Below are 25,227 nucleotides of genomic sequence, written 5' to 3'. Positions count from 1 at the left end.
ATTCTTAAAAAAAGAGATATGTATTTTTTTTATTCTCATCACCGGGTTCAAAACCCGTTGTTAATATCTGTCGTTCCTACGGAACTTTTGTATCCGAATTATATAATGTTTAAAAACAATAGTTCCATTTTCACTCCCTCTCAAGCAGGAATCCAGGAAACAAAAAATGCTTCATTTATTACTTTGTATGGATTCCGAATCAACAGAATAATGATTAATTAAGATCATCACTTGAAAAAAATTCCATTTGTTGCTTGTCTAATTCTATTTTTATTGGTTTAAATTTCCAGTCATTGTTTTCAAGTTTTGCTTCAGATAATGTCCATTATAATAATCATTTGCATCTTGTATGTAAAAATCACGCCAAATTCTTAAATATAAAAGATTATTATATTCTATTTGATCTCTGAAATTCTACTATAATATTGTGGATGGCCGTTTTCAGATCAACATCCATACTTTCTACTTGTAATGGCTTTTGGGGTTCATAACCATATCTTTCTGAAAATAACATTGTATTTTCCTCCTCTCAAATAATAATTCTACTTCAACACATTGGTAATATATTCAATTTTTATTATCAGAGTTAAAAACATAGAACATCATTGCTCTAATGCTTTGTCTATTAATTTGATGTCGTCTTCATTAAGACCATATAGCTTATAAGCTATTGAATCAATCATAGTTATCATTTTATGATACCAATCTTCGTTAGAAAAATTTCCTTGAAACGATTGAATATTTTTGTTTAACTGTATACATATAGTAACAAATTCAGTATTACTTAATAAACCATCCGGTATAGGTATATTTTCAAATTTATTTTTATGTAACTCTCTTGTACCACCTTGTAATTCTGGGAAGGTAGTTTTAATATAATAAGTAATAATTTTTGAATTAAACAAAGAGTTTAATACAATAAGTAATAAATCTTCACCAGTTATAATATAGCATTTTGGATTAGGATAAAAACCTTTAGCGTCAAAAGCAAAAGGCAGATATTTTGTCATATTGGGATATATTATTTTGGGTTTCTTAAATTCTTCATAATATGAACATTGTCTTAATTCCCACCAGTAGTCACCTTGATCATCTCTACTATACAAACCTTTCCCTTTCATTTTAATCTTGTTATTATCCATTGCATCACCTATCATTTTTAGATGATTATATACAGCTGGATAGCATTGTTTAACATATTGTTCAGCATCCATATTATTCGGTTTATTAGCGTTTGTCCATCCACATGGAATAACTATTAGCCAAAGTCCAGCCCATTCATAGTAATATTTATGAATATCCCTTCCCCGTAATACGGGTTTAATAATTTCTGCGGATTTCGGGTCTGCTTTACAGATTTTTTCTTTGGTGGGAGTATCTATGATAAATGCTTCATTAAAGCCAGTTTTAACCCCATAAAATATATTTACATCCCAGAACTTAAGTGGTTTTCCTGCTTTTTCTATTTTATTTTTCAGGTTTAAAATGGTATTATCGGTTAAAGTCCAGCAGTTATCTTGGAGAATATTTTGTTGTAAAGTTTGTTTATTATCTAAGATGTAAGTGGTTAGGGATTCCGGTTCCAAATTAACAGGCATATTAACGAAGGAAAAAGAGTGATTAGGTTCAGGTTTTTCTTTGCTGAATAAAATGATATTAGTATCCACAGTAGAGGATTTAAAAACCTGATAACCCCCGAAGTCAATGAGAATTTGGAGTTTAGTATTTTGTTTCAGGAATTGTCTTAACTTAGTGCCATATTTAGAACGGAGCCATTTATTGGAAGTAATGTAAGTAGCAATTCCTTTTTCAGATAAAAGCTTATATGCCAGTTCATAAAAATAGGTATAGATATCGGAAGTGGAATTAAAAATTTGATAGCCCGATTCCCTAAGTAAATCTTTGTAAAGTAAATTTTCCTGTCTGATATAGGGTGGATTGGCAATCACAATATTAAAATATGGCACTCCGAACATAATGGTTGGATTAAAAAAAGGAGCAATGGAATTTAGAGAATAAGGGTCCCAATTGGCAATGTAATCAGCTTGCTGATGAGGAAAGTTCAAATCTTTCAGTTTGTTAGAAAATTCTAACCGCAAATTATGTTCCTTATGTTTAAGCTCCAGTTTTTCTTTACGTTCGCGAGTGCTGAAATATTCGTTATGTATCGCTTTGATGTCAGTTATGAATTTCTCTATGGAGTTATCAAATAATTCCATTTGATCGGGTAATTCTAATGGTATCAAAGAATTTGCTGCTACCAGGTTTGTTTCCAGATTGGGTAAAGCTCTAATTCCTAAATTGGGTTTTCCCTGTTTAGGGTATTGATCTACCAGCAAAGAAATAAATAACCGAAGCTTAGCAATTTGAATAGCTATGGGTTGAATGTCACTGCCATAGATACAATGCTCAATCAAAAAGAGTTTACGGCTATAATCAAAATCAAATTGATCAAAGGTCTCTTCAATATCCTGAATACTGTTTCTTAGTTTTTGGATGCTTTCTTCTCTGATTTTAGGATCGTTAATGGTTCTTTTAGTATCAGCTATAAGATTATTGATATTATCAATTTGTTGCTGTTTCCACTTTGTATTTTGGGGGTCTAATTTATGCAGCATATAGACAATTTTTAACAGCAGACCCATTAAAAAAGCTCCTGAGCCACAAGCAGGATCAATAATTTTAAGGTTATCAATGGCATAAATCAGCTTATCCACTTCCTCAGGATTAAAGAGATGATCTTCATCTGTATAATAGAGAAGCAACCTTAGCTTTAGTTCACTATCTTCTGCTTCTGCTTTAGTGCTATGAGGCAATTCATTCAGCAAATAAGCTATTAATGATTCATCCACCATATAATCTACAATTTCACGAGGCGTATAAAATGAACCGGTTTCGTGTCTGGCGGTTGTTTTTGTTTCCGGATTATATGAGGCAAGCAGATTTTCAAAAACCCTACCCAGTAATTCCGGATCAAGAGCAACTTCTTCTTCTATGGGAGTATTCTCTGTTACGGTGAATTTATAACTGTTTAAAATATTAAGTAAACCGCACACTTGATATCTTTTATTTGTAGTTCCATAAAATTCGTTTAGGTCAATATCTTGCTCCTTATCACTAAAAAACAATTCATCCGGAACTTTTAATACATTATCCGGTCGGTCACTAAAACCATCAATGCGAATGTAATTATTATTATTGTTTTGGGTAATTTCAGTATCCAGACATTCAAACAGACCTCCATTTAGAAAGGGAATATTGGCAAAATATTCATCTATAACTTGTTCTGGATGATGAAACAAGGACTCATAACGAAACAGAGTATGCACATTGAAATCGGGATTCATTTTACTTTTAATCTCTCTGCGAAATTTACGGGAATTTTCCTTATCTTTATTCATTTCCGTATTCAGGGTAGCGAAAAAGAGGTTTTGCAGAATAGCTTTATAATAGGAAGAATCGTTAAAATCCTCAAACTTGATAATGGTTTTTATTTTTTGGGGATCAAAAAGAGCATCGGGTATTAGCCCTTTTTCTTTCATAAACCAAACAAAAATAAGACGAGTTAGCAATCTGATTAGACCAATGGAATTTCTTACTTCCTCATTTGATTCTTCCCCTGCAGGAAAAACAACTTTCTTAATTGCCCAAAAATACCAATTGGAGAGTTCCTTATAAAATCTTTTATTTAATTCTTCAATATCCAAAGTAGCGGACCAGGCATTATGCAAGGCATCAAAACTATTGAGGGTATACTTTTCGGAGAGTTTTTCTATACTCAGGTCATCTAAAATATCAATATGTGCTCTATGGGGTTCAGTTAATTTGATATCCTTTATCATAGTAACTTTTTCCAGAACATCTCTTTGCGTGTCTTTCAAGTTTTGCCTTCTGGAAACAACCGCGATAGTGATGAACTTATTGTAATGAAAGAGAATAATTAAAGGAATAGCATATTGTTTATTAATTTGCCTGGCTATATCGGCAAGCTGAGTGCGGTTATAAGTATTACCTTTAAGTTTAAGAGCAGCAAAAAGATATGATTTGATATTGGATGCTTGAAATTCCTGTTTTATATTCCCGGGAATAAACTCTTGATAATTATTATTGAAGTAGTGCATCATTTCTTCATCGGTAATTTGAAACAGCAAATGAAATTGATCCCAATCCTCTTTTTTAGCTTTAAAGGCATTGATATTATTTCCACAAAATTGAGCAAAATCATTGTAACTGAAACTATGTTGCTCCGGTTGACGGTCACTAAGATAACCTAAAGTATTCCAGAACTTCAGAGCAGCGGAATAAGTATCCTGCTTTTGAAAAAGGGACAGGGCTTCTTTAATACTTTCTTTATCCATTTATATTCCTTTATTTGATAATCAGCCAAGTGATTAGTTCAAAACTCTGTTCTTGGGGTTTTTTAGGAATGATGGCATTTCTATCTCCTTGCAATTGTTTATATGATCTTTTGTTCAATGTATCCTTGATGTCATCAATTGCTTTTATAAGAAGATTATTGTATTTATCCATATTTTGACCATTGTTTGTTTCATCATCAAAGAGATCGCAAAGCTTTTTTATAGCTTCTTTTCTTCCTATGGTCAGCAATCTGTAAATCTCCAGAATTTGTTTCACATTGGTAAAATGATAACGGACAGTTCCATCGTCTCTGATGTAAACAAGAAAATATGGTTGCAAAGGATTTAATTTATTATATTCCGAGCCATCGGCAAAATGCTGGAAACAAAAAATAATACCGGGTCGGATAATTTCTTTTTGTTCTTCTGATAAATTATTGGTTTTAAGCCACAACTTATTGTGAGGGGAAGGAGTAATAGCATATAAACCCAAAGGGGCATTGCTTAATTCAACTTCGTTAGCTTTTAAATAGTTCAACAGGTCTATTCTAAAGTCATCCAAAGTAAAATCGGTTAAGCTAATGCTATCTTCCAAATCCTCCAGGTCAATAACTTCTTCCTGTAAACGCTTTAGTTGTTTGGTTCGGAACTTCTTTTCGTTGGCAACCAGATTGTCTATATCTTCTTCGCTGAGGATATTATCAGCACCCGTTGCAGTCAGATCAACTAAAGCCATTCTTGTTTCTACTCTATATTTAAGGTCTATATACTTATCCAGGTCTTTGGTGGGCCAGAAATTATGCATTTGGATTTGGGCATTGGGACCATTTATTCTGTCTATTCTTCCAAAGCGTTGAATTATACGCACAGGGTTCCAGTGAATATCATAATTTATAACATAGTCACAGTCCTGTAAATTCTGTCCTTCAGAGATACAATCGGTGCCTATAATAATATCAATTTGTTTATCTTGAGGCAGGAAAGTTTGTTTATTCCGTTCTTTGGCAATGGGAGCAAAGCAGGTTAAAATGGAATTAAAATCATTTTTATAATGGGTTGGCATCGGAAAATTGGTTTTACAGGTTGTGCTACCTGTTATTAAGGCAGAATAAAGCCCGAATTGATCATAAAGATATTCAGAAAGATTTTCATAGAGGTAAACAGCGGTATCGGCAAAAGCGGTAAAGATAATTATTTTCTTATTATCAGGATTGATAGGATGGTTTAGCTTATATTCTATAATTTCTTTCAGGCGCTTTAGTTTGGCATCATTTCCCGGTATAACTTTTGCAGCAGTTTCATATAAAGCAGTTAATTGTTGTTTATCTTTTTTCAGGGCTTTTTTCCAATTTTCCAGGTCTAAATGTTCCAGCTTATATTTTAGTTTTTTCCCAACCGTAAATTCCTCTTCCTCTTCGCCTTCTAATTCATCTTCAGGAATGATAGTTTCAAGTTCAAAGGGATCAAGTTGTTCTTCATTATTGCTCGTTTCAAATGCTTCTATTTTTTCTTCCAAGGAAGCAATTTTAGCTAAAGCCCTTTGAAGGGTTAAACGATAGGAATAAATACTGCTTTCCAAACGCTTGAGGAAATTGATTTTCATCATTTCCACCAAAAAATCTTCTCTTTGTTCCTGTGAGAATACTTTTACTTTTCCTGGAACTTCATAAATGTGTTTAAAATCAGGTAATACAAAATTGGAGGGCTTGAATAAAGATAGCTTATACAGCTTGATTTGATCATTTACTTTATCATAAGAACAGAAATTTTGCATTGTATCAATATCCGTATATTCGGAAAGGGGTTTAAGACGCAAAGGAAAGCTTTTTTTATCTATATCGGAATAATAAGTTAGTATGTGTTTGCGGCTGCGAGCAATAGTCAATCCATCCAAAAGTTTAAAAAAGGAACTATCCAAAGCTAAAAACAAATCCTTTGTATCCCGTTTTGCCGTTCTGGAGCGTTTTGCCCAATCAGTAAATTGCAGTTGCGCATATCTTAAGGTATTGGAAATATTTTCAATTCCTAAACTATCTTTGAGAGCATCATCTTCGCCTTCCGTAATATAATAAATTTGATTACGGAGGTCTTTCAAATTGGTATTTACCGGGGTTGCCGAAAGCATTAGAACTTTGGTTTTCACTCCTTCTTTTATTACTTTTTCCAAAAGAAATTTAGCCCGATTGAAAATAACCTCTCCATTTTCTTTCTTTTCTTGGGGATTTCCTCTTAAATTATGAGATTCGTCAATAACTACCAAATCCCAGGCACCCCAGTTAAAAGTACTAAGATGCAAATTATCAGCTTTAGAAATTCCGCTTGTTCTTGCTAAATCGGTATGATAAGCAACTGTATAACTAAATCTGTCATTCTTAAAAGGATTTAATATATCTCCTTTTTGTGCCTGATAAACTGTCCAATTATTCTGTAGTTTCTTGGGACAGAGTAATAAAACCCGGTAGCCCAAAATTTCATAATATTTAATTATCGCCAATGCTTCGTAGGTCTTTCCCAAGCCAACACTATCAGCTATTATACAACCCTGATGTTTTTCCAGTTTATTGATGGCTCCTTTAACAGCATCTTTTTGAAAACTGTAAAGCGTATTCCAAATTTCGGAATCGTAAAAACCGGTTTTTTCCTTCAGCAAACCCTTATCTTCCTGCTCTTCCAGAAATTTGGCAAAAATATGATACAGGGTCTTATAATAGATAAATAGAGGTGAATTTTCCGCATAGAGTTTGGAAAGATATTTTAAGACCTCATCCTTTACATCTTCTACCAAGCCGGTATCATCATTCCACAATTCATTAAACCAATTTAACAAATCTGCTCTATCTCTATCGCTATCCACTTCAATATTAAGCTCAATATTGGGACTGTTACCAAAACCGAGACCGTTAACTGTAAAATTGGAACTGCCTAAAATAGCTTTCTCGTTACCATTGGCGGACTTTATATGATACATTTTGCCATGTAGGAAATTCGGCTTGACCATAGATTTGATTTCACATTTTTCTTTAATCCAATTGGCACAATCAAAAGCAATTCTACTTTGAGTAAGACGATTCTGAAGGGGGATAATTAGTTTGTCATCTTCAATCTGAAATTGTTTCTTATCGGTTTTAGGGTCTATCTGAGAAATGAAACGCGGCTCTCCGAAGAGAAATCTTAAGTCCTGAATGTTATCCAGCTTGTTCTTCAATTGATTATAGGCATAAATAGTAAAAAATGCTGATACAAAAGATAAAGAGCATCCTTCACTTAGATGCTCACTGATAAAATTGCCAACTGTTCCGCGTTGATGATTATCCCTTATTGCACTTTGTATGGGTTTATTCATACGGTTCCTGCCTCACAGATAAATTTTATTTACTATTTTCTTTCACAAATCAAGGGAACTTGTTTATTGATTTTTGTCAAGAAAATGAGTTTCTTGTTATTCCTACCCTTTTGTTATTTCTTAGTTATTGACCTTCCTGCCCAAGCAAGTATCCATACTTTTAAAATGGATTCCGCTTCAAGTGCGGAATGACAATCACACACATCATAACATAAAATTCTCTTGATAAAAAATCATTGTTTGTGTTTAGGTCTGTTTTACACATTCTTCACAGAGATGATAACGGCAAAAGCGGTAATAAATATCTATCAGACCTTGCTGGTAAAGGGTCTTCTTATTAACAATGCTAACTTGGCTGGAATTTATATGATTACACATAAAGCGGGTAATATAATTTTCTGGTAATGCCTTAAAAGAAAGATAGGATTCTAAAACGGATTCAGTCATTTCCGTATTTGCCAGTTTTTGATAGTAAAGATAGAGAATAGGTAGGTAAATATTAATGTAAATATTGTTGATAACCGTAATACCTAAGCCAGTATTATTTTGCAACAGTCCTTCCTGCCCTGGTTTAAATTGTTTACAAAAGGTCTGATATCTTTTTTGGGGATTGGGTTTGTCTAATTCTACTGTCTTGAGAAAGAAATGCAAAACCCCTTCCTGTAAACAGTTATAAAGGAATTCACTTAATAGAATAAGACGAAAAACAGGATGATTTCCCGGACGGATACGAAAAAGTTGCCAGTCCACATTAATTTTACGCGCATAAAATCTCTGGCTTTCAAAAGAGCGGGAAAGTGTTTCATAAAGTTCACCGTTTAAACGATTCCGACTTTTCAGTAATAAACCTGAAGAACCAAGAAAAATACTGCTCATTTCATCACTTTTCAGCCCTTCTTTGTGCCACTCTTTCAATTTGGCAAAGGGAATGCTTTGTGCCAGTTGAAAGAGATTGAATTTATTCTTGTCGTATCCTGCAGCTTCCATCATTCCTTCATAGAGGATTTGGTCAAAATCGCTTAAAGCCAAAGAGGCATTAAATCGGCGCACTTTACTCATAAACCGCTGTTTTCCGGAAATGGTTAAAATGCTTAGTAATCTGTCATTATCAATGGCAGAAAGAAGATCGCAATAATCACTGCCACTGGCTAAATTTTTATCGCCAATATCAGCCAGCAGTTTTTGAATTTCATCGGAAAGCTGATTTTTCAATTCCAGAATTTCTACCAGTTCACCATTTTCTTTCATAGTAAAAGGTAAAGGGCTATCATTATGCAAGACAATATGTAAAATAACCTGATTGTAAAATACATCTTCCTGATGAGAGTGTTTAATCCAATCCTGAGTGTTTTTATGAATTTCCACCGCTCCCTGTAAATCCTCTCCATCAATAGATATTATGGCATTAATAAAATCGGGACCCCGAAAAGTATTGAATTGACCCTGGTAATTTACTTTCAGGTCTTTACCGCTAACCGTTTTCAGGTTTGGAGCCAAGTGACCTTCATCCCAGATATGATAAAGAAATTTTTCATCCATTAGAAATACCTCTGCAGTAAGTTATATCTTTGCCTTGCGGAAGCTGATTTATAATATGTTTCAGGAGTATAGCGAAGAGGATTGGTTAAAATGCTGATCAATTTCATTGTTTGCGTCCGGGTTAAATTCGTGCAGCTTTTGCCATAGTAATAACGCGATGCAGTTTCAATGCCATAAATTCCCTTACCCCATTCAACATAATTGAAATAAAGCTCCAGCATTCTCTTTTTACTCATACAAATTTCCATAATCACCGTTGCCTGAATTTCCAAGTATTTACGCAGATAACTCCTATTTGTGGTTAAGAAAATAGTGCGGGCAAGCTGATTACTAATAGTGCTGGCTCCAAAACGAATTTTTCCGGCTTTTTTATTACGCTGATATGCTTCTTTCACCATTTTCCATTCAAAGCCGAAATGCTTGTAAAAATTGGCATCCTCAATAGCAATAAGCATATTTTGGGTTCTTTTAGGAATTTTTTCCAGGGGAACATAATACCTTTTATGAACAGGGTAACCACGCACCAGATATCTCTGCAACATTAAAGGTGTGACAGGAGGATTAACAAAATTATACAAAAGCGAAAAAAATGCTATTATCACCCAATAGCAAAGATGGATAATAACAATAAACCTTATAATACGCAGCCAGATGGAACGCCTGCGTTTCAAGAATGATCCTTATTGCCTAAAACTATTTTGCTTGTTTATAATGCCTGAACACTAATTCAAGATGTCTTTTCTACCTTAGCTTTATTAACATAATCAGCTAAACGAGATTTTCTACGAGAAGCCGTTCTTTTGTGAATAACACCTTTCTTGGCAGCTTTATCAAGTTTGGAATAGAGTTCGGAAAGCAGTTTTTCCTTTTCTTCAGGAGTGGTATCGCTATGAATTTTTTTGGAAAGAGTTCTAATAGTGCTTCTTACATAATTATTGCGAGCAGCCCTCTTTTTGTCTGTTTTCATTCTTTTCAGCGGGGACTTGTGTTGTGGCATAATATCCTCTCTTTTTTTAATATAAGTATTTGTTTGGAACGCATAAAAATGCCCTTCATTTCTGTCAAGAAAATTGTGATTGGCAATAGCGTAAAAAAGCGAAATAGCGATATGGATTTTACTCTCTATAGAATATCTCCTATTTTCCCTTTTTACTGCTATTACAAATTTTTCAGGTTTAATTGTCATCTTAGAGAAAAAAGGGATTGACGGAAACAGCTTATAAAAAATTGTGACTTACCAACATAAAACAACATACAAAAAATATATGATAAACGAACTGAGGAAAAGATGAAAGACAATGAAATGAAGAAGATTCGTAATCTATTGTTCATTGGAGCCAGTGGTGCAGGAAAAACAACCCTGGCAGAACAGATATTTTACTTAACGAAAACAACAAACCGCTTGGGCAGAATTGAAGAAGGCAATACTATAATGGATTTTGATCCGGAAGAGATCGCTAAAAAAATGTCCTTAGGCCTTTCTATTGGTTATGTTAAATATCTTGATCATAAGATAAACATTCTGGATACACCTGGTTGTCCAGATTTCGTTGGAGATGCAATTGTAGCTATACCTGCTGTGGAAAATGCTATAATCGTAGCTAATGCAACAGGTGGTTATGAAGTTGGTTTGGAACTTGCCTTGGAACAAATTGAAGAACGCAAAATGGGTAAGGTGTTTGTAGTTAACCGAATGGATAATGATAATGCCGATTACGATAAAACTTTGGAAGCAATTGCTGAAAATACCGATATTAAGCCGGTTAAAATTTATCTTCCCATTGGCAAAGAAGGTGCTTTTGAAGGTGTTGTAGATATTATTAAACGAAAAGCAATTAAAGCCGGAAAGGAAAGTGAAGTTCCAACCAATTTGGTGGAAGCAATGGAAGAAGCAAGAATTCATTTAATGGAAGCTGTTGCCGAAACCGATGAGGATTTGCTGAACGAATATCTGGAAAATATGGAACTGCCAGAAGATAAACTTATTGAAGGACTTAAGAAAGGAATCTTAAGCGGTGAAATATCTCCTGCCTTTCTTTGTTCCGCCGGAACCGGAGAAGGAGTTTTGGCTCTTCTGAACGGTATTATAAACTATCTTCCTTCTCCTGCCGAAGCCAATGAAATAGAAGTTCTTAAGGGAAATGAAAAAACCACTTTTATCTGTCAGCCCGATGGTGAACTTTTGGGTTATATATTCAAACTCTATGCCGATCCGGGAATGGGGGATTTTGTTTATTTTCGTCTTTTTTCCGGAACACTAAAGACAGGTATGGAATTTTACATTCCCGAAAAAGATGCCAAAGATAAAGCTGGAACAATGTATTTTATGTTGGGGAAAAATCGTAATGACTGCAACGAAATTAAAGCTGGAGATATTGGCGCTTTACTGAAACTAAAAAACGCCAAAGTTATGAACAGCATTGTTTCTCTTGGTTCTAAAATATCTGTAATCCCGGTAGAATTACCTACCCCAACTACCTGGCAAACCATCAAAGCTGTTAATCAAGCCGATGAAGATAAAATAGGCACTGTCCTGCAAAGAGTGATTGCTGAAGACCCAACCATTCGCTATGAATTAAATGTGGAAACCCATGAAAATGTTCTATCCGGAATGGGAGAACAGCAATTGCAACTGGTGCTGAAAAAACTGAAAAACCGTTATAAAGTAGATGCCATCCTCAAAGAACCGCGGATTCCCTATAAAGAAACGATAATGGCAAGCGCAGAATCCAACTATAAACATAAAAAACAGTCAGGTGGCCGCGGTCAATATGCTGAGGTCTATTTCCGTATTAAACCAACAGAAAGGGGAGAAGGATTCAAATTTATCAATTCCATTGTAGGCGGAGTAATTCCCTCCAATTATATTCCTGCAATTGAGAAGGGACTTTGGGAAACAATGGAAAAGGGTATCATTGCCGGCTACCCTGTTGTTGATATTTCCGTGGAAGTTTATTATGGCAGTTATCACGAAGTTGATAGCTCCGAAATTGCTTTTAAAATAGCTTCCTCAATGGCTTTGAAGGATGCTTTCAAAAAAGCCAAACCTATTCTTTTGGAACCCATTCATGAATTGATTATAATCGTTCCGAGTGAATATATGGGTGATGTTATGGGTGATATTTCTACCCGGAGAGGTAAAATTCTGGGTATGGAACAACACAGTAAAAAACAGTATTTAACAGCTCAAATGCCTTTAGCGGAAATGTATTCTTACTATCCAGCCCTGAAATCATTCACTCAAGGTAGAGGACGTTTTATCCAAAAATTCTCACATTATGAAAAAGTGCCGGATGATATTACTCAGAAAGTGATTTCTGCCTGGCAGGAACAAACCAACGAGTAGAGTGAACCGTAAAAAGGGGAAACCAGAGATTGAATAAGGGAAGAATGATGTTCTCATCGTTCATTTATAACTAATCTCTCGCTTTATTGCAAACTAAGAAAGCCCAATGTTTCTTACTCGTGGTTGATGAGGATAACAACCTTCCAGAATTTGTGAACCACGAATGATTGTGTATACAGAGCGAGCCGTTCATCCGTAAAAAATATTCAGAGAAATGGCAAACTCCGTTTCCACTTTTCCTTTTTTTCTTGACAATAAAGGACTGCTTTTCATAATGATTTTGTAAGATGATAAAGAACAAATTGAGGTTTATATGTCTGGACACAATAAATGGAGTTCAATAAAGCACAAAAAAGGTGCTGCTGATGCTAAAAGAGGGAAGGTCTTTACCCGCTTGGTTAAAGAAATTATTTTAGCGGCTAAAACCGGAGGTGGAGATCCTGATATGAATCCCCGCTTACGAACCGCTATTAATACTGCCAAAGAAAACAATATGCCCAAAGAAAATATTGAACGTGCAATTAAAAGGGGAACAGGTGAAATTGAGGGTGCCGCTTATGAAGAAGTTATTTATGAGGGCTATGGTCATAATGGAGTAGGAATTGTAGTAGAAGTGATGACAGATAATAAAAAACGCAGTGTTTCTGAACTTAGGCATACATTTTCTAAATATGGAGGCAACCTTGCAGAAACGGGTTCGGTTGCCTGGAATTTTGAACAGAAGGGATTTTTCAATGTTCCTTCTGCAGGTTTGGATGAAGATGAATTTATGCTTAAAGCACTGGAAGCGGGAGCTGACGATGTTGAACTTAATGAGGATAATTTTGATGTTTATACTTCTCCTACTGATTTTCATATTGTTATCGGTAATCTGGAAAAAGAGGGCTATCCTATCCATAATGCAGAACTTACCAGAGTGCCCAAAAATACAATTGCCGTTGATGATGATACTGCAGAAAAACTAATGCGCTTGATTGAGTCCCTGGAAGAGCTTGATGATGTGCAAAAGGTCTATGCCAATTTTGAGGTTTCAGACGAAGTTATGGAGAAACTTTCTCAGGCATAAATAACTAAGTGATTATTATTGGTTTTGATCCCGGCAGCCGTTATTGCGGTTATGGTTTACTTCAAATAGAAAGCAGAAAAGTGCTTGCTGCCGGTTGTGATGTTATTGATGTTACGCGGGGAAAAACATTGGCATTAAGGTTAAAATCACTCTATGAAAACATTATGCAAATTCTGGAGGAATACCATCCTGAAATTGCAGCTGTGGAAAGCATTTTCTTCCATCGTCAGGTGAGAAGCATATTTACTTTAGGTCATTCACGCGGTGTTATTTTACTTGCTTTAGCAATGCAAGAAATCCCTGTTGTGGAATACAGTCCCCGGGAAATAAAAAAATCTGTTTGCGGCAACGGCAATGCCAGTAAACAACAAGTTCGCTATATGATAAATCAGCTTTATCCCTTAAAAGAAAGCCCTAAAAGAGATGATGCTTTTGATGCCTTAGCCGTAGCAACCTGTCATTATAACCGGATGAAGTGGTTACAATGATTCAGTATATTTCCGGAACTCTTACCTTTAAAACACCTGTTTTGGCTATTATAGAAACAATGGGCATCGGCTGGGAACTGAAAATACCGATTAGCACTTATGAAAAATTGCCAACTGCTGGTAAACCCTGTAAATTGCTTACTTATTTGCATATCAGTCAGGATGATATACGCATTTTTGGCTTTGCTACGGAAGCAGAAAGAGAACTTTTTGTTATGTTGAACAAAGTCGGCGGAATTGGTCCTAAAATTGCCCTATCAATACTTTCCACGCTAAGCATTCCTACTTTTATAAAAGCTGTCAATTCTGGAGAAGAAGGTCTATTGACCAGAGTTCCGGGCATCGGGAAAAAATCTGCTCAGCGTTTGATTGTAGAACTGAAAGATGATGTCCATAAATTACTTAACCATATAGACCAGAAGGAATTGCAAATAGGGGATGTTAGCAGTGAAGTGGAATCGGCACTTTTGTCTTTGGGATTTAATTTGCATCAAATCCGTAAAGAACTGGCTTTAATGGATGAGTCAATGCAAAAACTAAATACCGAAGAATTAATTAAAGAAATTATTAAACGCATCTATCAGAGAAATAAATGAACTTCCGCTCCGAAGCATATACAACTATTCTGAAAGTGCTTAAAGATAAAGAATATTCTGATACTTTATTACATCAGAGAGCCAAGAAATTAAAAAATGCAGGAGAAGACCCTGCTCTCTTTTACAACCTTGTGAAAGGAGTGATCAAACTCTATCTGAAACTGGATTATATCCTTCAGCAATATGTAGATAAGAAGAAATACACCGATACCGATATTAAGATTAAAGTCCTGCTCTATATGGGGCTTTATCAGCTTTTGTATCTCAATTCCATTCCAGATTATGCTGCAGTAAATGAGACCGTGGAACTCGCTAAAACCTTATTCAATCCTCAAGTGGCAGATTTTGTTAACGCTGTGCTCAGAAATTATTTGCGCAATCCGGAAGTTTCTTATCCTAATGAACCTGCATTGCGTATTGCTTATGAACATTCTTTTCCACCGGAATTGATTAAACAGTGGTTGGATTTATGGGGTGAGGAAAATACGGAATACTTGGCTATGTTTTTTAATGAAAATCCGGAACTGCATATTAGAGTAAACAGCACTGCTACAACTCCTGAAAAGCTGAAAGCATATTTTGCCAAACGCAATATTGTAATCACTCCTTCTCAAGCGAGTCCAATGATGTTTCATACAGCTCAAACAGCCGAAGTTTTGGAAGATGTAGCATTCTCCGAAGGATATTTTTCCGTGCAGGATACTTCTGCCGCACTAATTGTAGAATTGCTTGATCCCCAAAAAGAGGAAAGTGTTTTAGACCTTTTTGCTGCTCCGGGTGGAAAATGCAGCTATATTGCCGAAAGAATGGATAATACAGGTGAAGTTATTGCTGTGGATAAAATTCCAAGTAAGATGAAACTGTTGAAACAGGCAGCAAACCGTTTACAGCTAACTAATATCAAAATGGTTGTAACAGATGCTTTTAAATACGGTCCCGTGGCTCCTGCTTTTCACAGGGTTTTAGTAGATGTGCCTTGTTCCGGATGGGGTGTTTTTGGAAGAAAATCAGACCTCCGCTGGCAGGCACATCAAAATATCCCCGAGCTTATAAAACTTCAGGAAAAAGCATTGGATTATGCAGCCAATTTTGTGACTCCGGGTGGTTTTTTGGTTTATTCTACCTGCACAATGAATCCCAAAGAAAACGAAGACCAAATTTCTGCCTTTTTAAAAAAGAACAGGAATTTTGAACTGATTCCGGCAGATGCATTTATTCCGGAAAGATATACCAGCGCCGGATACTTGAAAACGATACCTTTCAAACATAATATGGATGGTGCTTTTGCAGCCAAATTACAACGCCGGAAATAAAAATATTATTGTTCGGACAAAATCCCCAACGGGCACTAAAAAAGCCGGTTATATAGTTGGAATCGGAATTGGAATTATAATCGTAACAGCTTTTGTTTTCAGCCAGATTCTCTTTCCTGTTATTTTAGGAAGAACTCCCAAAGTGGAAGTTCCTTCCGTAGTAGGAATGACACTTGTTCAGGCAAAAAGAGTACTTCAGGAAGAAAAATTGCATGTAATAGTTAAGGACTCTTTTTTTAGCGATGTTGCAGCTGCGGAAGTTGTTCTGGAACAGAATCCTGTTGCAGGAGAAAAAATACGCCAGGATGGAACAGTTTATCTGGTTATCAGTAAAGGTTCTTCTACAGTAACTTTGCCTTCATTGATTGGAAAACCCTTTCAAGAGGCATTTATAATTTTAAGAAATTTGGATTTGTATAGCAGTGTGGTGGATTCCACTTATTCCGATATTTATCCGGTTAACACTGTTATCAGAAGTATTCCTGCTGCTGGGGAAAAAGCTTTGAAAAAATCTACTGTTAAGCTAATTTTAAGCAGAGGACCGGAACCGGTAGCAGATACAGCAGATACACTTAATTATGAGATACCAATATATTATTATTAAAAAAACTTAGGATGGGAAAAGCACAATGAAAGAAACACTCAAAGAAGCCAAAATTCGCTCGCGTATGATGCCAGGAGCACTTACTATAACAGGTTTTCTGGGAACAGATCAACGCCCTCTTGCAGAAATTATTGCTGCAGATGAACAAGAACTAAAAAAACTTAATCGCAGTGTGGAAGAAATTGCAGAAAGGATGAAATATTTCTCCAATGCAACTTTTGATGCATACAACAACACAGTCGTTATTGATGACACCTATGAAGTGCATACTGAATCAACCAAAGGAACAATGACCTGCCCTTATGGACATGGGGGACTTTACAGGAAGTATGTAACAACATTAACTAATCGCAAAAATAACATTACTGTTAGATGGAATGCTATTGATATCCATCTAATTGAAGCTCATCATTTCTTTGAAGGGAAAGATTCGCCGTTTCGCTTAGAACCGGAAATTCTGGTTAAAGCGTTATTTTCCTAATTCCGACAAATTGTTTAGCCGGAGGCAACTGTTTCTCTGCAAGAAAAAGATGCGGAGCTACACGATTCCGGAAAAACGATGTCCTCGTCGTTTTATATAAAGTCGTAATTTGTAGTTGATGGGGACATCAACTTTCCAGAAAAATGTTTACTTGATTGTTTACATCTACGAAAGAGATATCTCCTTTTGTGCGTAAGTTATCTCCTTCTAAAAATTTGTTATATAACCCCAAAATATAATTAGCTATTTCTTCACTATCTTTGCTAACGAACCCGCTTTCTGTTTTACAGATTAATGTATATACTTCACCAGCCGGTTCGGAAATACAAAGAATCGGAGTTCGGGAAGCCATATATTCAAAAAGTTTGGAAGGTAGTAAACCTTCGTTTCTTTTACAGGTATCAATAATCAGTATTAGCAATTCAGCATTCACCAATTCCTCTAATGCTCTGCTATGTGGTAAAAAAGGAATTTTTATTACCGGGAAATCGGTTTCTGGAAAATCCCTGGTGCCGATAAGAGAGAATTCCAGCAAAGGTAGTTGCAACGAAGAAAGTGCTTTCATTAAAGGGCTGGCATCCCGTCCGGTTGTAAGTTGACCTACATATTTGATGCGAAATTTATCTGTTCTTGAGTAATGCAAACCCTTAAAATCATCAGGGTCAAAGCCATTATATAAGACCTTCTTTTTGCCATCGGGTAAAGCATCTGCAATTACTTTACTGAATATATAATTTAGGTCAGCTGTCCGGATAATTTTCCGTTCCAGATATTTATGCAAAGCCAAAGTTATACGGCAGGGAGGATTTATTTTCAGATAGTATATTTCCGACATAGGGTCCCGAAAATCCGTTCTCCACTGAATACCAAAATGTTTTTTCAGTTTCATACCTACTAAATGTGTAGAGTGGGGAGGACCTGTAGTAATAACATAGTCAATTTTATCCTGACGTAAAACCTGCAGTGCATTTTTATAAGCAGAAGGATTCCAGCCGATGCGCATATCTGGAACAATAAAATTCAAGCGCAGCCAATATAAAATCTTTTTTAAGGGACTGTCGCTTGCTTTGTTTTGGAGTGAACCGTAAGGCAGTTCTTTTTGTCCTAATATATTCCACAACTTTCCGAATCTTAATGGTTTACTGCGATAAACCTTTACCGAAGAAGGAATTTTAGCCACTAAGCTTTCATCCAGGTAAGGATAATCACCATTTAGAGTAGTTACTACATAAATATCTACCCCTTTTTTAGTTAAAGCCCGAATAAAACGCAACCATCTTTGAACAGAGGCACCTCCGCAAGGAGGAAAGTAATAAGTGATAAGTAAAATCTTCATTTGATCAGTAATTCCGCCAAACCTTTCCAGGAATAACGCTTTGTGTATTCATTAATTGCCTGGCTCATATCCGGTTTTTGTTGCAGATGGTTAATTATTGCCTCAGCCAAAGCCGAAGGATTATCAGGAGGGACAAGATAACCGGTTTTACCTTCAATAACATATTCACCCAATCCACCAACCTTAGTTGCCAGAACAGGAACTCCAAAACTGTAGGAAGTGGCTATAACACCACTTTGTGAAGCACTTTTATAGGGTAGAATACAGAGACAGGACTGATTGAAAAAATATGATATTTCTGGATCGCTAAGGTAACGAAAATAGCATTCCACATTATTTTCAATACCTAATACCTGAATCTGTTCAGTGTAGATATTTTTATTTCCATAGACCTCTCCAGCAATTATTAATTTCACCTCAGGAAACGCTTCAATCACTTTGGGCATTGCTTGCAGTAAAATATCAAGACCTTTATAGGGCTTAATCAGACCGAAAAAAAACAGGGTATTATCTTTCCGGTTAGCCGATATATTGTCGTTATACATATCATAGCAGGGATGAAAACCTGAAACACCTTTTTTAGATATATACAGCGGTAATTTACGATGCAGTTCATCCAGAGTCGCTTTACTTAAGGTAACAATTTTAGTTGCCGGCTTAAAAGCATATTGCAGAAAATATTTTTCACCCAACCATTTCTCGTGAGAGGCAATATTATGTGCCAGAATTACTTTACGGGAACAGGTTATTTGTCTTAAAATATAGCCATAAGCAGGAGCAAAATAGGGTAAAAACCAGGAGACAATAATTGCCTCGGGTCTATATATTTTGAGCTCGTGAATGGTTGCTTTCCAGGTTTTAGGTAACCAGGGGGTAAGGATTTGATGATTAACAAATTCATTGGCAGGAAGTTCTGAATCATATTGTCCCTTTCCAGGGAAGAGCAACTTGGGATATTGCTCTCTAAAATTGAAAAATTGAACATTATGTCCTGTATCTTTAAAAGCTCTGGCAAGGGATAAAGCGAAACGGGAAATTCCGCCACGGAAAGGAGGTGCAGGACCCAAAATGGCAATTTTCATAGCAAACTCTGTTTGAAAAAGCGCCTTACAATATCAGCATCCTGATATTTACCGAAAAGTGCCATCAATTTCAAGCGTGCTTTAACCCCTTTCATATCCCCTGCAAGAATGCAACCTATTGATTCCAAATGTTTTCCTCCACCCTCATAACCATATTCAGGCAGAACCCTTCCTGTATAAGTTCTGGAAGTTATTATCACTAAAACATTTCTGGCTATAGCTTCTTCAATATCGGGAACCAGTGTTTTAGGTAAATTTCCTCTTCCCAATGCTTCAATCACAATTGCTTTTATATCGTTTTCCAGACAGCAGCGAATAAATTTTCCATCCATTCCGGCTACTGCTTTGATAAGTTCAACTCTTGTATCCAATTGTTCCGTCCAAACATTTTCCCGATAGAGAGAAGCACGATGATATACAATTTTATCGGGGTCTACATTGCCGATAGGTCCATAACCAGGAGAAACGAAGGCATCAATTTTACCAGTATCTGCTTTCACGACATCGCGAGCTGTGTGAATTTCATCATTCATTACTACCAAAACACCTTTATCAATTGATTCCGGATGACTGGCTACGCGAACACTGCCAATTATGTTACGAGGACCATCCAAACCGATTTCATCACCGGAACGCATTGCTGCAGTAAAAATAACAGGTTTGCGGGTAGTTAAAACTAAGTCGCATAAAAAAGCTGTTTCTTCCAAAGTATCGGTTCCGTGAGTGATAACTACACCATCATAGTCAATTATTTTCAGGTCTATTAATTCAGCCAGTTCAAACATCATTGCGGGAGTCATATAAGGACTGGGAATATTCAGATAGTCCATCACTTCTACATTGGCAACACTATTTAATTGGGGAAATTGCCTTAAAAATTCAGCAAATTCGGGGCTGGGAATTACTCCGGCAGGATCAGATGCTTTCATAGCAATCGTTCCACCGGTTAAGATAATGAGGATGTTTTTTTTCATAATACCTAATTTTCCGTTTATATCATTTCTTGAAGGAAAAGTCCTTTGTCATTCCTGAGAAAGCAGGAATCCACCGAAGAGAAAAGAATATTATACATTTTCAACCCGAAATTAATGTTAATTACGATAGGGAAGAGGGTCTTCCACGCCTGCTGTTTTAAATGCCTTTTTACGTAAGAGACAGCTTTCACAAACGCCACAGGCAACATCATTTTCGGTATAACAGCTCCAGGATAATTCAAAAGGAGCTTTAAGTTCAATTCCCAGTTGCACTATTTCTGCCTTGCTTTTATGTAAAACAGGGGTGCTAATTTCTATCGGAATTTCACCTTTTGTCCCTGTAGCAATCACTTTATTAAATGCCTGAAAAAAAACCTCACGGCAATCTGGATAACCGGAACTGTCTTCTTCCACAGCTCCAATATAAATTCTTGTTGCTTGAATAACTTCTGCCCAAGCAACTGCAGAACAAAGAAATATGGCATTCCGGAAAGGAACATAAGTAACAGGAATTTTAGAGCTGGAAAGGATTCCTTTCTGAACGGGAATGTTTCTATCGGTTAAAGCAGAGCCGCCAATTTCAGAAAGCCAGGAATAATTAATCACTTTGGCTTGAATTGGCTGATAATAATTTACCAGTGCTTCAAAAGAGGATAATTCCTTTTTTTCCGTTAACTGACCATAATTAAAATGCAGAAAACAGACCTCGTCACATTCAGATACAGCACAAGCAGCTGTGACCAAAGAATCCATTCCTCCGCTTAATAAAACGATTGCCCGGGTCATAAACTTTATCCTGATTAGTAATTTTTACAATTTTATGTTAATAATGCTTTATGTCAAGTTAAGAATGAACTATCACCCGGTCATCTGTTAACTTGTTAACCTTAATAGTGCAAATCTCTTATTCCTTCTTTCATTTTTGCCAGATTTTCTTGCACTGAACTCTGCATATTGGGATCATCTATTTTAGCTACTTCTTTGTCAATCAGTTCCAAGCCGATTTTTTTAGTGCGTTCGCTGGCATAATCATAAAGATATTCCGCAAAAGTGAGTAAGGCATTGGGAGTGCAAAATCTTTTTACAAAACCTGGAATGGCAAATTCCATAAAATGTTCTCCAGTTCTTCCTGCACGGTAACAGGAAGTGCAAAAAGAAGGTATATAACCGCTATGGGCAAGTTCATAAATAACATCATCCAAAGTGCGGGTGTCACCTAAAACGAATTGACTTTTTCGTTTGGATTCTTCATCTTTATGAGCATAGTCACCAACTCCGATACTGCTTCCGGCATCAATTTGTGAAATGCCATAGCGTAAGACCTCATCTCTTACTGCAATTGGTTCTCTGGCAGTAAGGATCATTCCGGTGTAGGGAACACTTAAGCGGATGCTGGCTATTAAAAGTTTAAAGTCCTCATCGGAAACCTTGTAGGGAGGGTTTTTTGTAAAGTCCGTTCCAATGGCAGGTTCAATACGGGGAAAGGAAATAGTGTGAGGTCCTACTCCAAAGCGTTCTTCCAGATGAATGGTATGATATAGAAGACCCATAACTTCAAAACGCCAATTATATAATCCCATTAAAGCACCAATGCCCAAGTCATCTATTCCTGCTTGCATAGCTCTATCCAAACCATATAAACGCCAAAGGAAATTACTTTTAGGTCCTCTGGGATGCAAATTTTGGTAGGTCTCTTCCTGATAGGTTTCCTGAAAAATTTGATAGGTGCCAATACCAACGGATTTTACAGTGCGAAAACCTTCAATATCCAAAGGAGCGGCATTTATATTTACTCTGCGAATTTCTCCTTTATTGTGTTTTACATTATAAACGGTTTGCACCGTTTCGGCAATGAACTCGGGAGAATATTTAGGGTGTTCACCGTAAACCATAATTAATCGTTTATGCCCTTTATCTTCAAGAGCTTCTGTTTCGGCAATCAATTCTTCTTTACTTAAAGTTGCCCGCTGACATTCTTTATTGGAAATACGGAATCCGCAATAAACACAATCGTTTATACATTCGTTTCCAACATAAAGAGGAGCAAAAAGAACTATCCGATTTCCATAAATTCGTTCTTTGAGAGTATGCGCACCTTCCAGAATAAGATTTTTTAATTCGGGATCGGTAACATTAATTAAAGCGGCTGTTTCATCAGGATTAAGACGCTGTTTATCCAGTGATTTATCTACAATATCTCTAATCCTAATAGCATCGGCAAAACGGTTTTTGTTTAAATGTTCTTCAATTTCGGCAGTAGGAATAAAGGACTTAAGACCTTCAGTATTAATTTTCATTTTGTTCTCCTTCCTCCAGTTTCAAAGTTGTAACCTTTACTTTCACGGATTTTATCTGACCCAGTTTTCCAGAAAAAGCACCCATTTCGGAAACAGAGAGCTCTACAATTAAAAAAATTACAGCAACTCCTAAATCGCGCATAGGATAGCCCACCCGTAAAAGAATATTTTGTGCATAACTATGTAATAATTCGTTTACGGGATGAAAAGCACTTTCACGGTCTTCCATAATAATGCTTAGAATATGATATTTGGCATTCATTTTTTCCTTCCTTCAGCGAGGAGAAATTTAAGCTGGCAGACAAAAGAGGAAAAGAGGTCTTTCCACCCTTGATGCCAGAACTTATCTCTCATCGCAGGTCTATTTTACATACATTATAATGAAGATAGGATTTTTGGCAAGGAAAAAATGATGTTGGATAATAAAAGTAAAAGGGGGAAAAGTAGAAAGATGAAACAAGGATTGAACATCGTAAAAAAATAATTTATTTTGTGTAGACGGACGACTCCCCTCCTCCGCAAGAATAAAAATGCAGAGTTTCAGCAAGCTCCGGCTACAAACACGATTTCTTCAACTGCATTATTTGGGTTTAAATCATTAAATTATAGTAGGTTACCTAAATATATTGTTCTTTCTAATCCAAATCAGCTAATTGCTTATTCTATAGACGATTAAGTAACGAGTCCGTAACACTTCCGTAACACTTCCGTAGTTCCGTTACGGGATTGTTACTTGGTTGTTACTTGGTTATTAAATGGTCAAGAAGGCAAGATAGGGGTAAATTTATGCCTTGGAACAATAAAGTGAGATGGGAAAAGAACTACGAGGATATGGTTCTTCCAGGTTTCTTTTGTATCCGCTTAAAAATTGAAGCGATAAGCAAAAACTTGAAAAAATGTCTATAAGTAGCGAAAAGAAGTGCAGAATTGAGTAGGAATTAACTCACGATAAAGGTCAAAATGCTCTATTTTATGCGCATCGCTTCCCAAAGAAAAATATCTTCCTCCCAAATCAAGGAACATTTCTAAAAGCGGAAGTTCTGGAAGAAAAGAGGGGTATCCCCGGCATAAGGAACTGTAATTAATTTCCAGAGCTATTTTGCGGTCTATCATAGTGTTAAAAATATCTTTCAGCAAAGGATAAAAGGCACTTTCATCAGGAATGTAATTATAACCCCTTTTATAAACACCTAAATGAGCAAGAACATCAATATTACAATGGAAAACCAGCAATAAATTTTGCTGGTAATAATCCCTAACCTGTTCCTCGGAAAGAGGTTTTTTAAGCGGAACAGCAACATTTGTAGCGTCACTTAAAAAATGAACGGAACCCAGGATAAGGTCAAAGTTAATATCTTCAACCAAAGAGAGGGCATATTCTTTAACCCTATGATAGTCACCAATTTCAATTCCACAAAGCACATTAAGTTCTGAGGTATTGTTCTGTAATTCTTTTATTCGCTTATAATAACGGTCTAATGAAGGTGCACCGTATTTCTTTATTTCCTGAGGGAGTAAATCCAGGTGTTCTGTAATAGCTATTTCATCGTAATTTAGTTCAATAGCTCTTTTAATTAAATCAATTGCTTTAATTGAGCTATCGTAACTATCTTCAGTATGAATGTGATAATCAAATTTCATTTGGCTAAAATAGCAGCGCCCAAGGCAGCGGTAATTTCCGGTTCAGGAGGGGTAAGTAATTGAGAATTTAATGCTTCACTTAAACATTTTCCCATATCTTTATTCAGGGCAACTCCACCCGTAAAAACAAGCGGTTGCTCCCAAATCATAACAGACATTTGGGCTAAAATGCGTTTTGCTATGCTACGATGAACAGAACGAACTATATCTTCTGGAGGAATAGAAGAAGAAAGCATCCCGATTATTTCCGATTCGGCAAAAACAACACAGGTGGAATTAAGCGTAAGATTCCGAGTGGATTTGGAGGCTAAAAGAGAAAGTTCGGAAACATCACAACCCAAACGCATAGCTGTCATTTCCAGAAATCTTCCGGTTCCTGCCGCACATTTATCGTTCATCACAAAATCCGTTACTTTACCTTTTTCGTTCAGAGTGATGATTTTAGAATCCTGACCTCCGATATCAATGATAGTTCTAATATGAGGAAAATAATACAGACAACCGGCAGTATGACAGCTAATTTCCGATAAAATGGAGCTTGCTTCCTGGTAAAGTTTGCGCCCATAGCCGGTAACTCCGATAGTGTTTATTTTTCGGGTAATACCTAAAGCCGTATAACCTTCTTTTAAAAGGTTGTTAACTCCATCTATAACGGAAACTTCAGTGGTTTGAAAAGCACTAAATTCTATGCGTTTTGTTTGGGCATCGTAGATAACGATTTTTGTGTTTCTGGAGCCGATATCAATACCAATTTTCAACATAA

General features: G+C 36.2%; 20 protein-coding genes. 7 read left to right on the top strand and 13 right to left on the bottom strand.

Annotated elements, in window-relative coordinates; genetic code table 11:
* Positions 1–602: 602 nt before the first annotated feature.
* The 5 genes from CLOAM_RS04440 to rpsT form a co-directional block, all read right to left on the bottom strand.
* A complete protein-coding gene (locus tag CLOAM_RS04440; RefSeq protein WP_015424668.1) occupies positions 603–4,358 on the bottom strand; it encodes an Eco57I restriction-modification methylase domain-containing protein in 3,756 nt (1,251 codons plus the stop codon).
* A gap of 10 nt (positions 4,359–4,368) precedes the next feature.
* The gene (locus tag CLOAM_RS04435; protein ID WP_015424667.1) at positions 4,369–7,701 is read right to left on the bottom strand and encodes a helicase-related protein; all 3,333 of its coding nucleotides are present in this window, start codon (positions 7,699–7,701) and stop codon (positions 4,369–4,371) included.
* A 246-nt stretch (positions 7,702–7,947) separates the two neighbouring features.
* Positions 7,948–9,240, bottom strand: coding sequence for a DUF2851 family protein (locus CLOAM_RS04430; RefSeq protein WP_015424666.1), 1,293 nt, complete (start codon positions 9,238–9,240; stop codon positions 7,948–7,950).
* Positions 9,240–9,911, bottom strand: coding sequence for a monofunctional biosynthetic peptidoglycan transglycosylase (gene mtgA, locus CLOAM_RS04425; protein ID WP_052293577.1), 672 nt, complete (start codon positions 9,909–9,911; stop codon positions 9,240–9,242). The genes CLOAM_RS04430 and mtgA overlap by 1 nt, the downstream gene beginning before the upstream one ends.
* A gap of 56 nt (positions 9,912–9,967) precedes the next feature.
* The gene (gene rpsT / locus CLOAM_RS04420) at positions 9,968–10,237 is read right to left on the bottom strand and encodes a 30S ribosomal protein S20 (protein WP_015424664.1); all 270 of its coding nucleotides are present in this window, start codon (positions 10,235–10,237) and stop codon (positions 9,968–9,970) included.
* A gap of 291 nt (positions 10,238–10,528) precedes the next feature.
* Here rpsT and fusA point away from each other — a divergent pair, with 291 nt between their 5' ends.
* The 7 genes from fusA to CLOAM_RS04385 all read left to right on the top strand — a co-directional run bounded on the left by fusA (position 10,529) and on the right by CLOAM_RS04385 (position 17,134).
* On the top strand, positions 10,529–12,586 hold the full coding sequence (gene fusA, locus CLOAM_RS04415) for an elongation factor G (protein ID WP_015424663.1): 2,058 nt from the start codon (positions 10,529–10,531) through the stop codon (positions 12,584–12,586).
* 313 nt (positions 12,587–12,899) lie between these two features.
* Complete coding sequence (locus CLOAM_RS04410; protein ID WP_015424662.1) at positions 12,900–13,652, top strand: YebC/PmpR family DNA-binding transcriptional regulator; 753 nt, start codon at positions 12,900–12,902, stop codon at positions 13,650–13,652.
* 8 nt (positions 13,653–13,660) lie between these two features.
* Positions 13,661–14,140, top strand: coding sequence for a crossover junction endodeoxyribonuclease RuvC (gene ruvC, locus CLOAM_RS04405; protein WP_015424661.1), 480 nt, complete (start codon positions 13,661–13,663; stop codon positions 14,138–14,140).
* Positions 14,137–14,736 carry a Holliday junction branch migration protein RuvA gene (gene ruvA, locus CLOAM_RS04400; protein WP_044278923.1) on the top strand — a complete coding sequence of 200 codons (600 nt, stop codon included), beginning with the start codon at positions 14,137–14,139 and terminating at the stop codon, positions 14,734–14,736. The genes ruvC and ruvA overlap by 4 nt, the downstream gene beginning before the upstream one ends.
* The gene (gene rsmB, locus CLOAM_RS04395; RefSeq protein ID WP_015424659.1) at positions 14,733–16,049 is read left to right on the top strand and encodes a 16S rRNA (cytosine(967)-C(5))-methyltransferase RsmB; all 1,317 of its coding nucleotides are present in this window, start codon (positions 14,733–14,735) and stop codon (positions 16,047–16,049) included. Before ruvA ends, rsmB begins: the two co-directional genes overlap by 4 nt.
* On the top strand, positions 16,012–16,653 hold the full coding sequence (locus CLOAM_RS04390; protein ID WP_015424658.1) for a PASTA domain-containing protein: 642 nt from the start codon (positions 16,012–16,014) through the stop codon (positions 16,651–16,653). Before rsmB ends, CLOAM_RS04390 begins: the two co-directional genes overlap by 38 nt.
* 25 nt (positions 16,654–16,678) lie before the next feature.
* Positions 16,679–17,134: a hypothetical protein gene (locus CLOAM_RS04385; RefSeq protein ID WP_015424657.1), complete on the top strand. Its 456-nt coding sequence runs from the start codon at positions 16,679–16,681 to the stop codon at positions 17,132–17,134.
* 127 nt (positions 17,135–17,261) lie between these two features.
* On the opposite strand, the gene CLOAM_RS04380 is transcribed toward CLOAM_RS04385, so the two are convergent.
* The 8 genes from CLOAM_RS04380 to CLOAM_RS04345 form a co-directional block, all read right to left on the bottom strand.
* A complete protein-coding gene (locus tag CLOAM_RS04380; protein WP_015424656.1) occupies positions 17,262–18,470 on the bottom strand; it encodes a glycosyltransferase family protein in 1,209 nt (402 codons plus the stop codon).
* Positions 18,467–19,552, bottom strand: coding sequence for a glycosyltransferase family 4 protein (locus CLOAM_RS04375; protein ID WP_015424655.1), 1,086 nt, complete (start codon positions 19,550–19,552; stop codon positions 18,467–18,469). The genes CLOAM_RS04380 and CLOAM_RS04375 overlap by 4 nt, the downstream gene beginning before the upstream one ends.
* Positions 19,549–20,526 (bottom strand): asparaginase, encoded by a 978-nt coding sequence (locus CLOAM_RS04370; protein WP_015424654.1) that lies wholly within the window; start codon positions 20,524–20,526, stop codon positions 19,549–19,551. The genes CLOAM_RS04375 and CLOAM_RS04370 overlap by 4 nt, the downstream gene beginning before the upstream one ends.
* A 117-nt stretch (positions 20,527–20,643) precedes the next feature.
* On the bottom strand, positions 20,644–21,312 hold the full coding sequence (queC, locus tag CLOAM_RS04365) for a 7-cyano-7-deazaguanine synthase QueC (protein ID WP_015424653.1): 669 nt from the start codon (positions 21,310–21,312) through the stop codon (positions 20,644–20,646).
* 101 nt (positions 21,313–21,413) lie between these two features.
* Positions 21,414–22,823: a [FeFe] hydrogenase H-cluster radical SAM maturase HydG gene (hydG, locus tag CLOAM_RS04360; protein ID WP_015424652.1), complete on the bottom strand. Its 1,410-nt coding sequence runs from the start codon at positions 22,821–22,823 to the stop codon at positions 21,414–21,416.
* Positions 22,813–23,085, bottom strand: a complete 273-nt coding sequence (locus CLOAM_RS04355) for a TM1266 family iron-only hydrogenase system putative regulator (protein ID WP_015424651.1) — start codon at positions 23,083–23,085, stop codon at positions 22,813–22,815. The genes hydG and CLOAM_RS04355 overlap by 11 nt, the downstream gene beginning before the upstream one ends.
* Positions 23,086–23,723: 638 nt before the next feature.
* Positions 23,724–24,464, bottom strand: coding sequence for a PHP domain-containing protein (locus CLOAM_RS04350; protein ID WP_015424650.1), 741 nt, complete (start codon positions 24,462–24,464; stop codon positions 23,724–23,726).
* Entirely contained in the window at positions 24,461–25,225 is a 765-nt protein-coding gene (locus CLOAM_RS04345) for an acyl-CoA dehydratase activase (RefSeq protein WP_015424649.1), read from the bottom strand. The genes CLOAM_RS04350 and CLOAM_RS04345 overlap by 4 nt, the downstream gene beginning before the upstream one ends.
* Between the last annotated feature and the right edge of the window lie 2 nt (positions 25,226–25,227).

This window comes from Candidatus Cloacimonas acidaminovorans str. Evry (assembly GCF_000146065.2).
Lineage (GTDB): Bacteria > Cloacimonadota > Cloacimonadia > Cloacimonadales > Cloacimonadaceae > Cloacimonas > Cloacimonas acidaminivorans.
The sequence above is the reverse complement of the archived record's forward strand: the minus strand, read 5'-3'. Positions and strand labels throughout refer to the sequence as shown.

Excerpts from the sequence above, each read along its gene's own strand:
- queC (WP_015424653.1), bottom strand. The coding sequence starts at position 21,312 with ATGACCCGGGCAATCGTTTTATTAAGCGGAGGAATGGATTCTTTGGTC.
- CLOAM_RS04435 (WP_015424667.1), bottom strand. The coding sequence starts at position 7,701 with ATGAATAAACCCATACAAAGTGCAATAAGGGATAATCATCAACGCGGA.
- fusA (WP_015424663.1), top strand. The coding sequence starts at position 10,529 with ATGAAAGACAATGAAATGAAGAAGATTCGTAATCTATTGTTCATTGGA.
- CLOAM_RS04350 (WP_015424650.1), bottom strand. The coding sequence starts at position 24,464 with ATGAAATTTGATTATCACATTCATACTGAAGATAGTTACGATAGCTCA.
- rpsT (WP_015424664.1), bottom strand. The coding sequence starts at position 10,237 with ATGCCACAACACAAGTCCCCGCTGAAAAGAATGAAAACAGACAAAAAG.
- ruvA (WP_044278923.1), top strand. The coding sequence starts at position 14,137 with ATGATTCAGTATATTTCCGGAACTCTTACCTTTAAAACACCTGTTTTG.
- CLOAM_RS04440 (WP_015424668.1), bottom strand. The coding sequence starts at position 4,358 with ATGGATAAAGAAAGTATTAAAGAAGCCCTGTCCCTTTTTCAAAAGCAG.
- CLOAM_RS04385 (WP_015424657.1), top strand. The coding sequence starts at position 16,679 with ATGAAAGAAACACTCAAAGAAGCCAAAATTCGCTCGCGTATGATGCCA.
- CLOAM_RS04430 (WP_015424666.1), bottom strand. The coding sequence starts at position 9,240 with ATGGATGAAAAATTTCTTTATCATATCTGGGATGAAGGTCACTTGGCT.
- rsmB (WP_015424659.1), top strand. The coding sequence starts at position 14,733 with ATGAACTTCCGCTCCGAAGCATATACAACTATTCTGAAAGTGCTTAAA.
- CLOAM_RS04410 (WP_015424662.1), top strand. The coding sequence starts at position 12,900 with ATGTCTGGACACAATAAATGGAGTTCAATAAAGCACAAAAAAGGTGCT.
- CLOAM_RS04380 (WP_015424656.1), bottom strand. The coding sequence starts at position 18,470 with ATGAAGATTTTACTTATCACTTATTACTTTCCTCCTTGCGGAGGTGCC.
- CLOAM_RS04355 (WP_015424651.1), bottom strand. The coding sequence starts at position 23,085 with ATGAATGCCAAATATCATATTCTAAGCATTATTATGGAAGACCGTGAA.
- CLOAM_RS04375 (WP_015424655.1), bottom strand. The coding sequence starts at position 19,552 with ATGAAAATTGCCATTTTGGGTCCTGCACCTCCTTTCCGTGGCGGAATT.
- CLOAM_RS04345 (WP_015424649.1), bottom strand. The coding sequence starts at position 25,225 with ATGTTGAAAATTGGTATTGATATCGGCTCCAGAAACACAAAAATCGTT.
- CLOAM_RS04370 (WP_015424654.1), bottom strand. The coding sequence starts at position 20,526 with ATGAAAAAAAACATCCTCATTATCTTAACCGGTGGAACGATTGCTATG.
- hydG (WP_015424652.1), bottom strand. The coding sequence starts at position 22,823 with ATGAAAATTAATACTGAAGGTCTTAAGTCCTTTATTCCTACTGCCGAA.
- CLOAM_RS04390 (WP_015424658.1), top strand. The coding sequence starts at position 16,012 with ATGGTGCTTTTGCAGCCAAATTACAACGCCGGAAATAAAAATATTATT.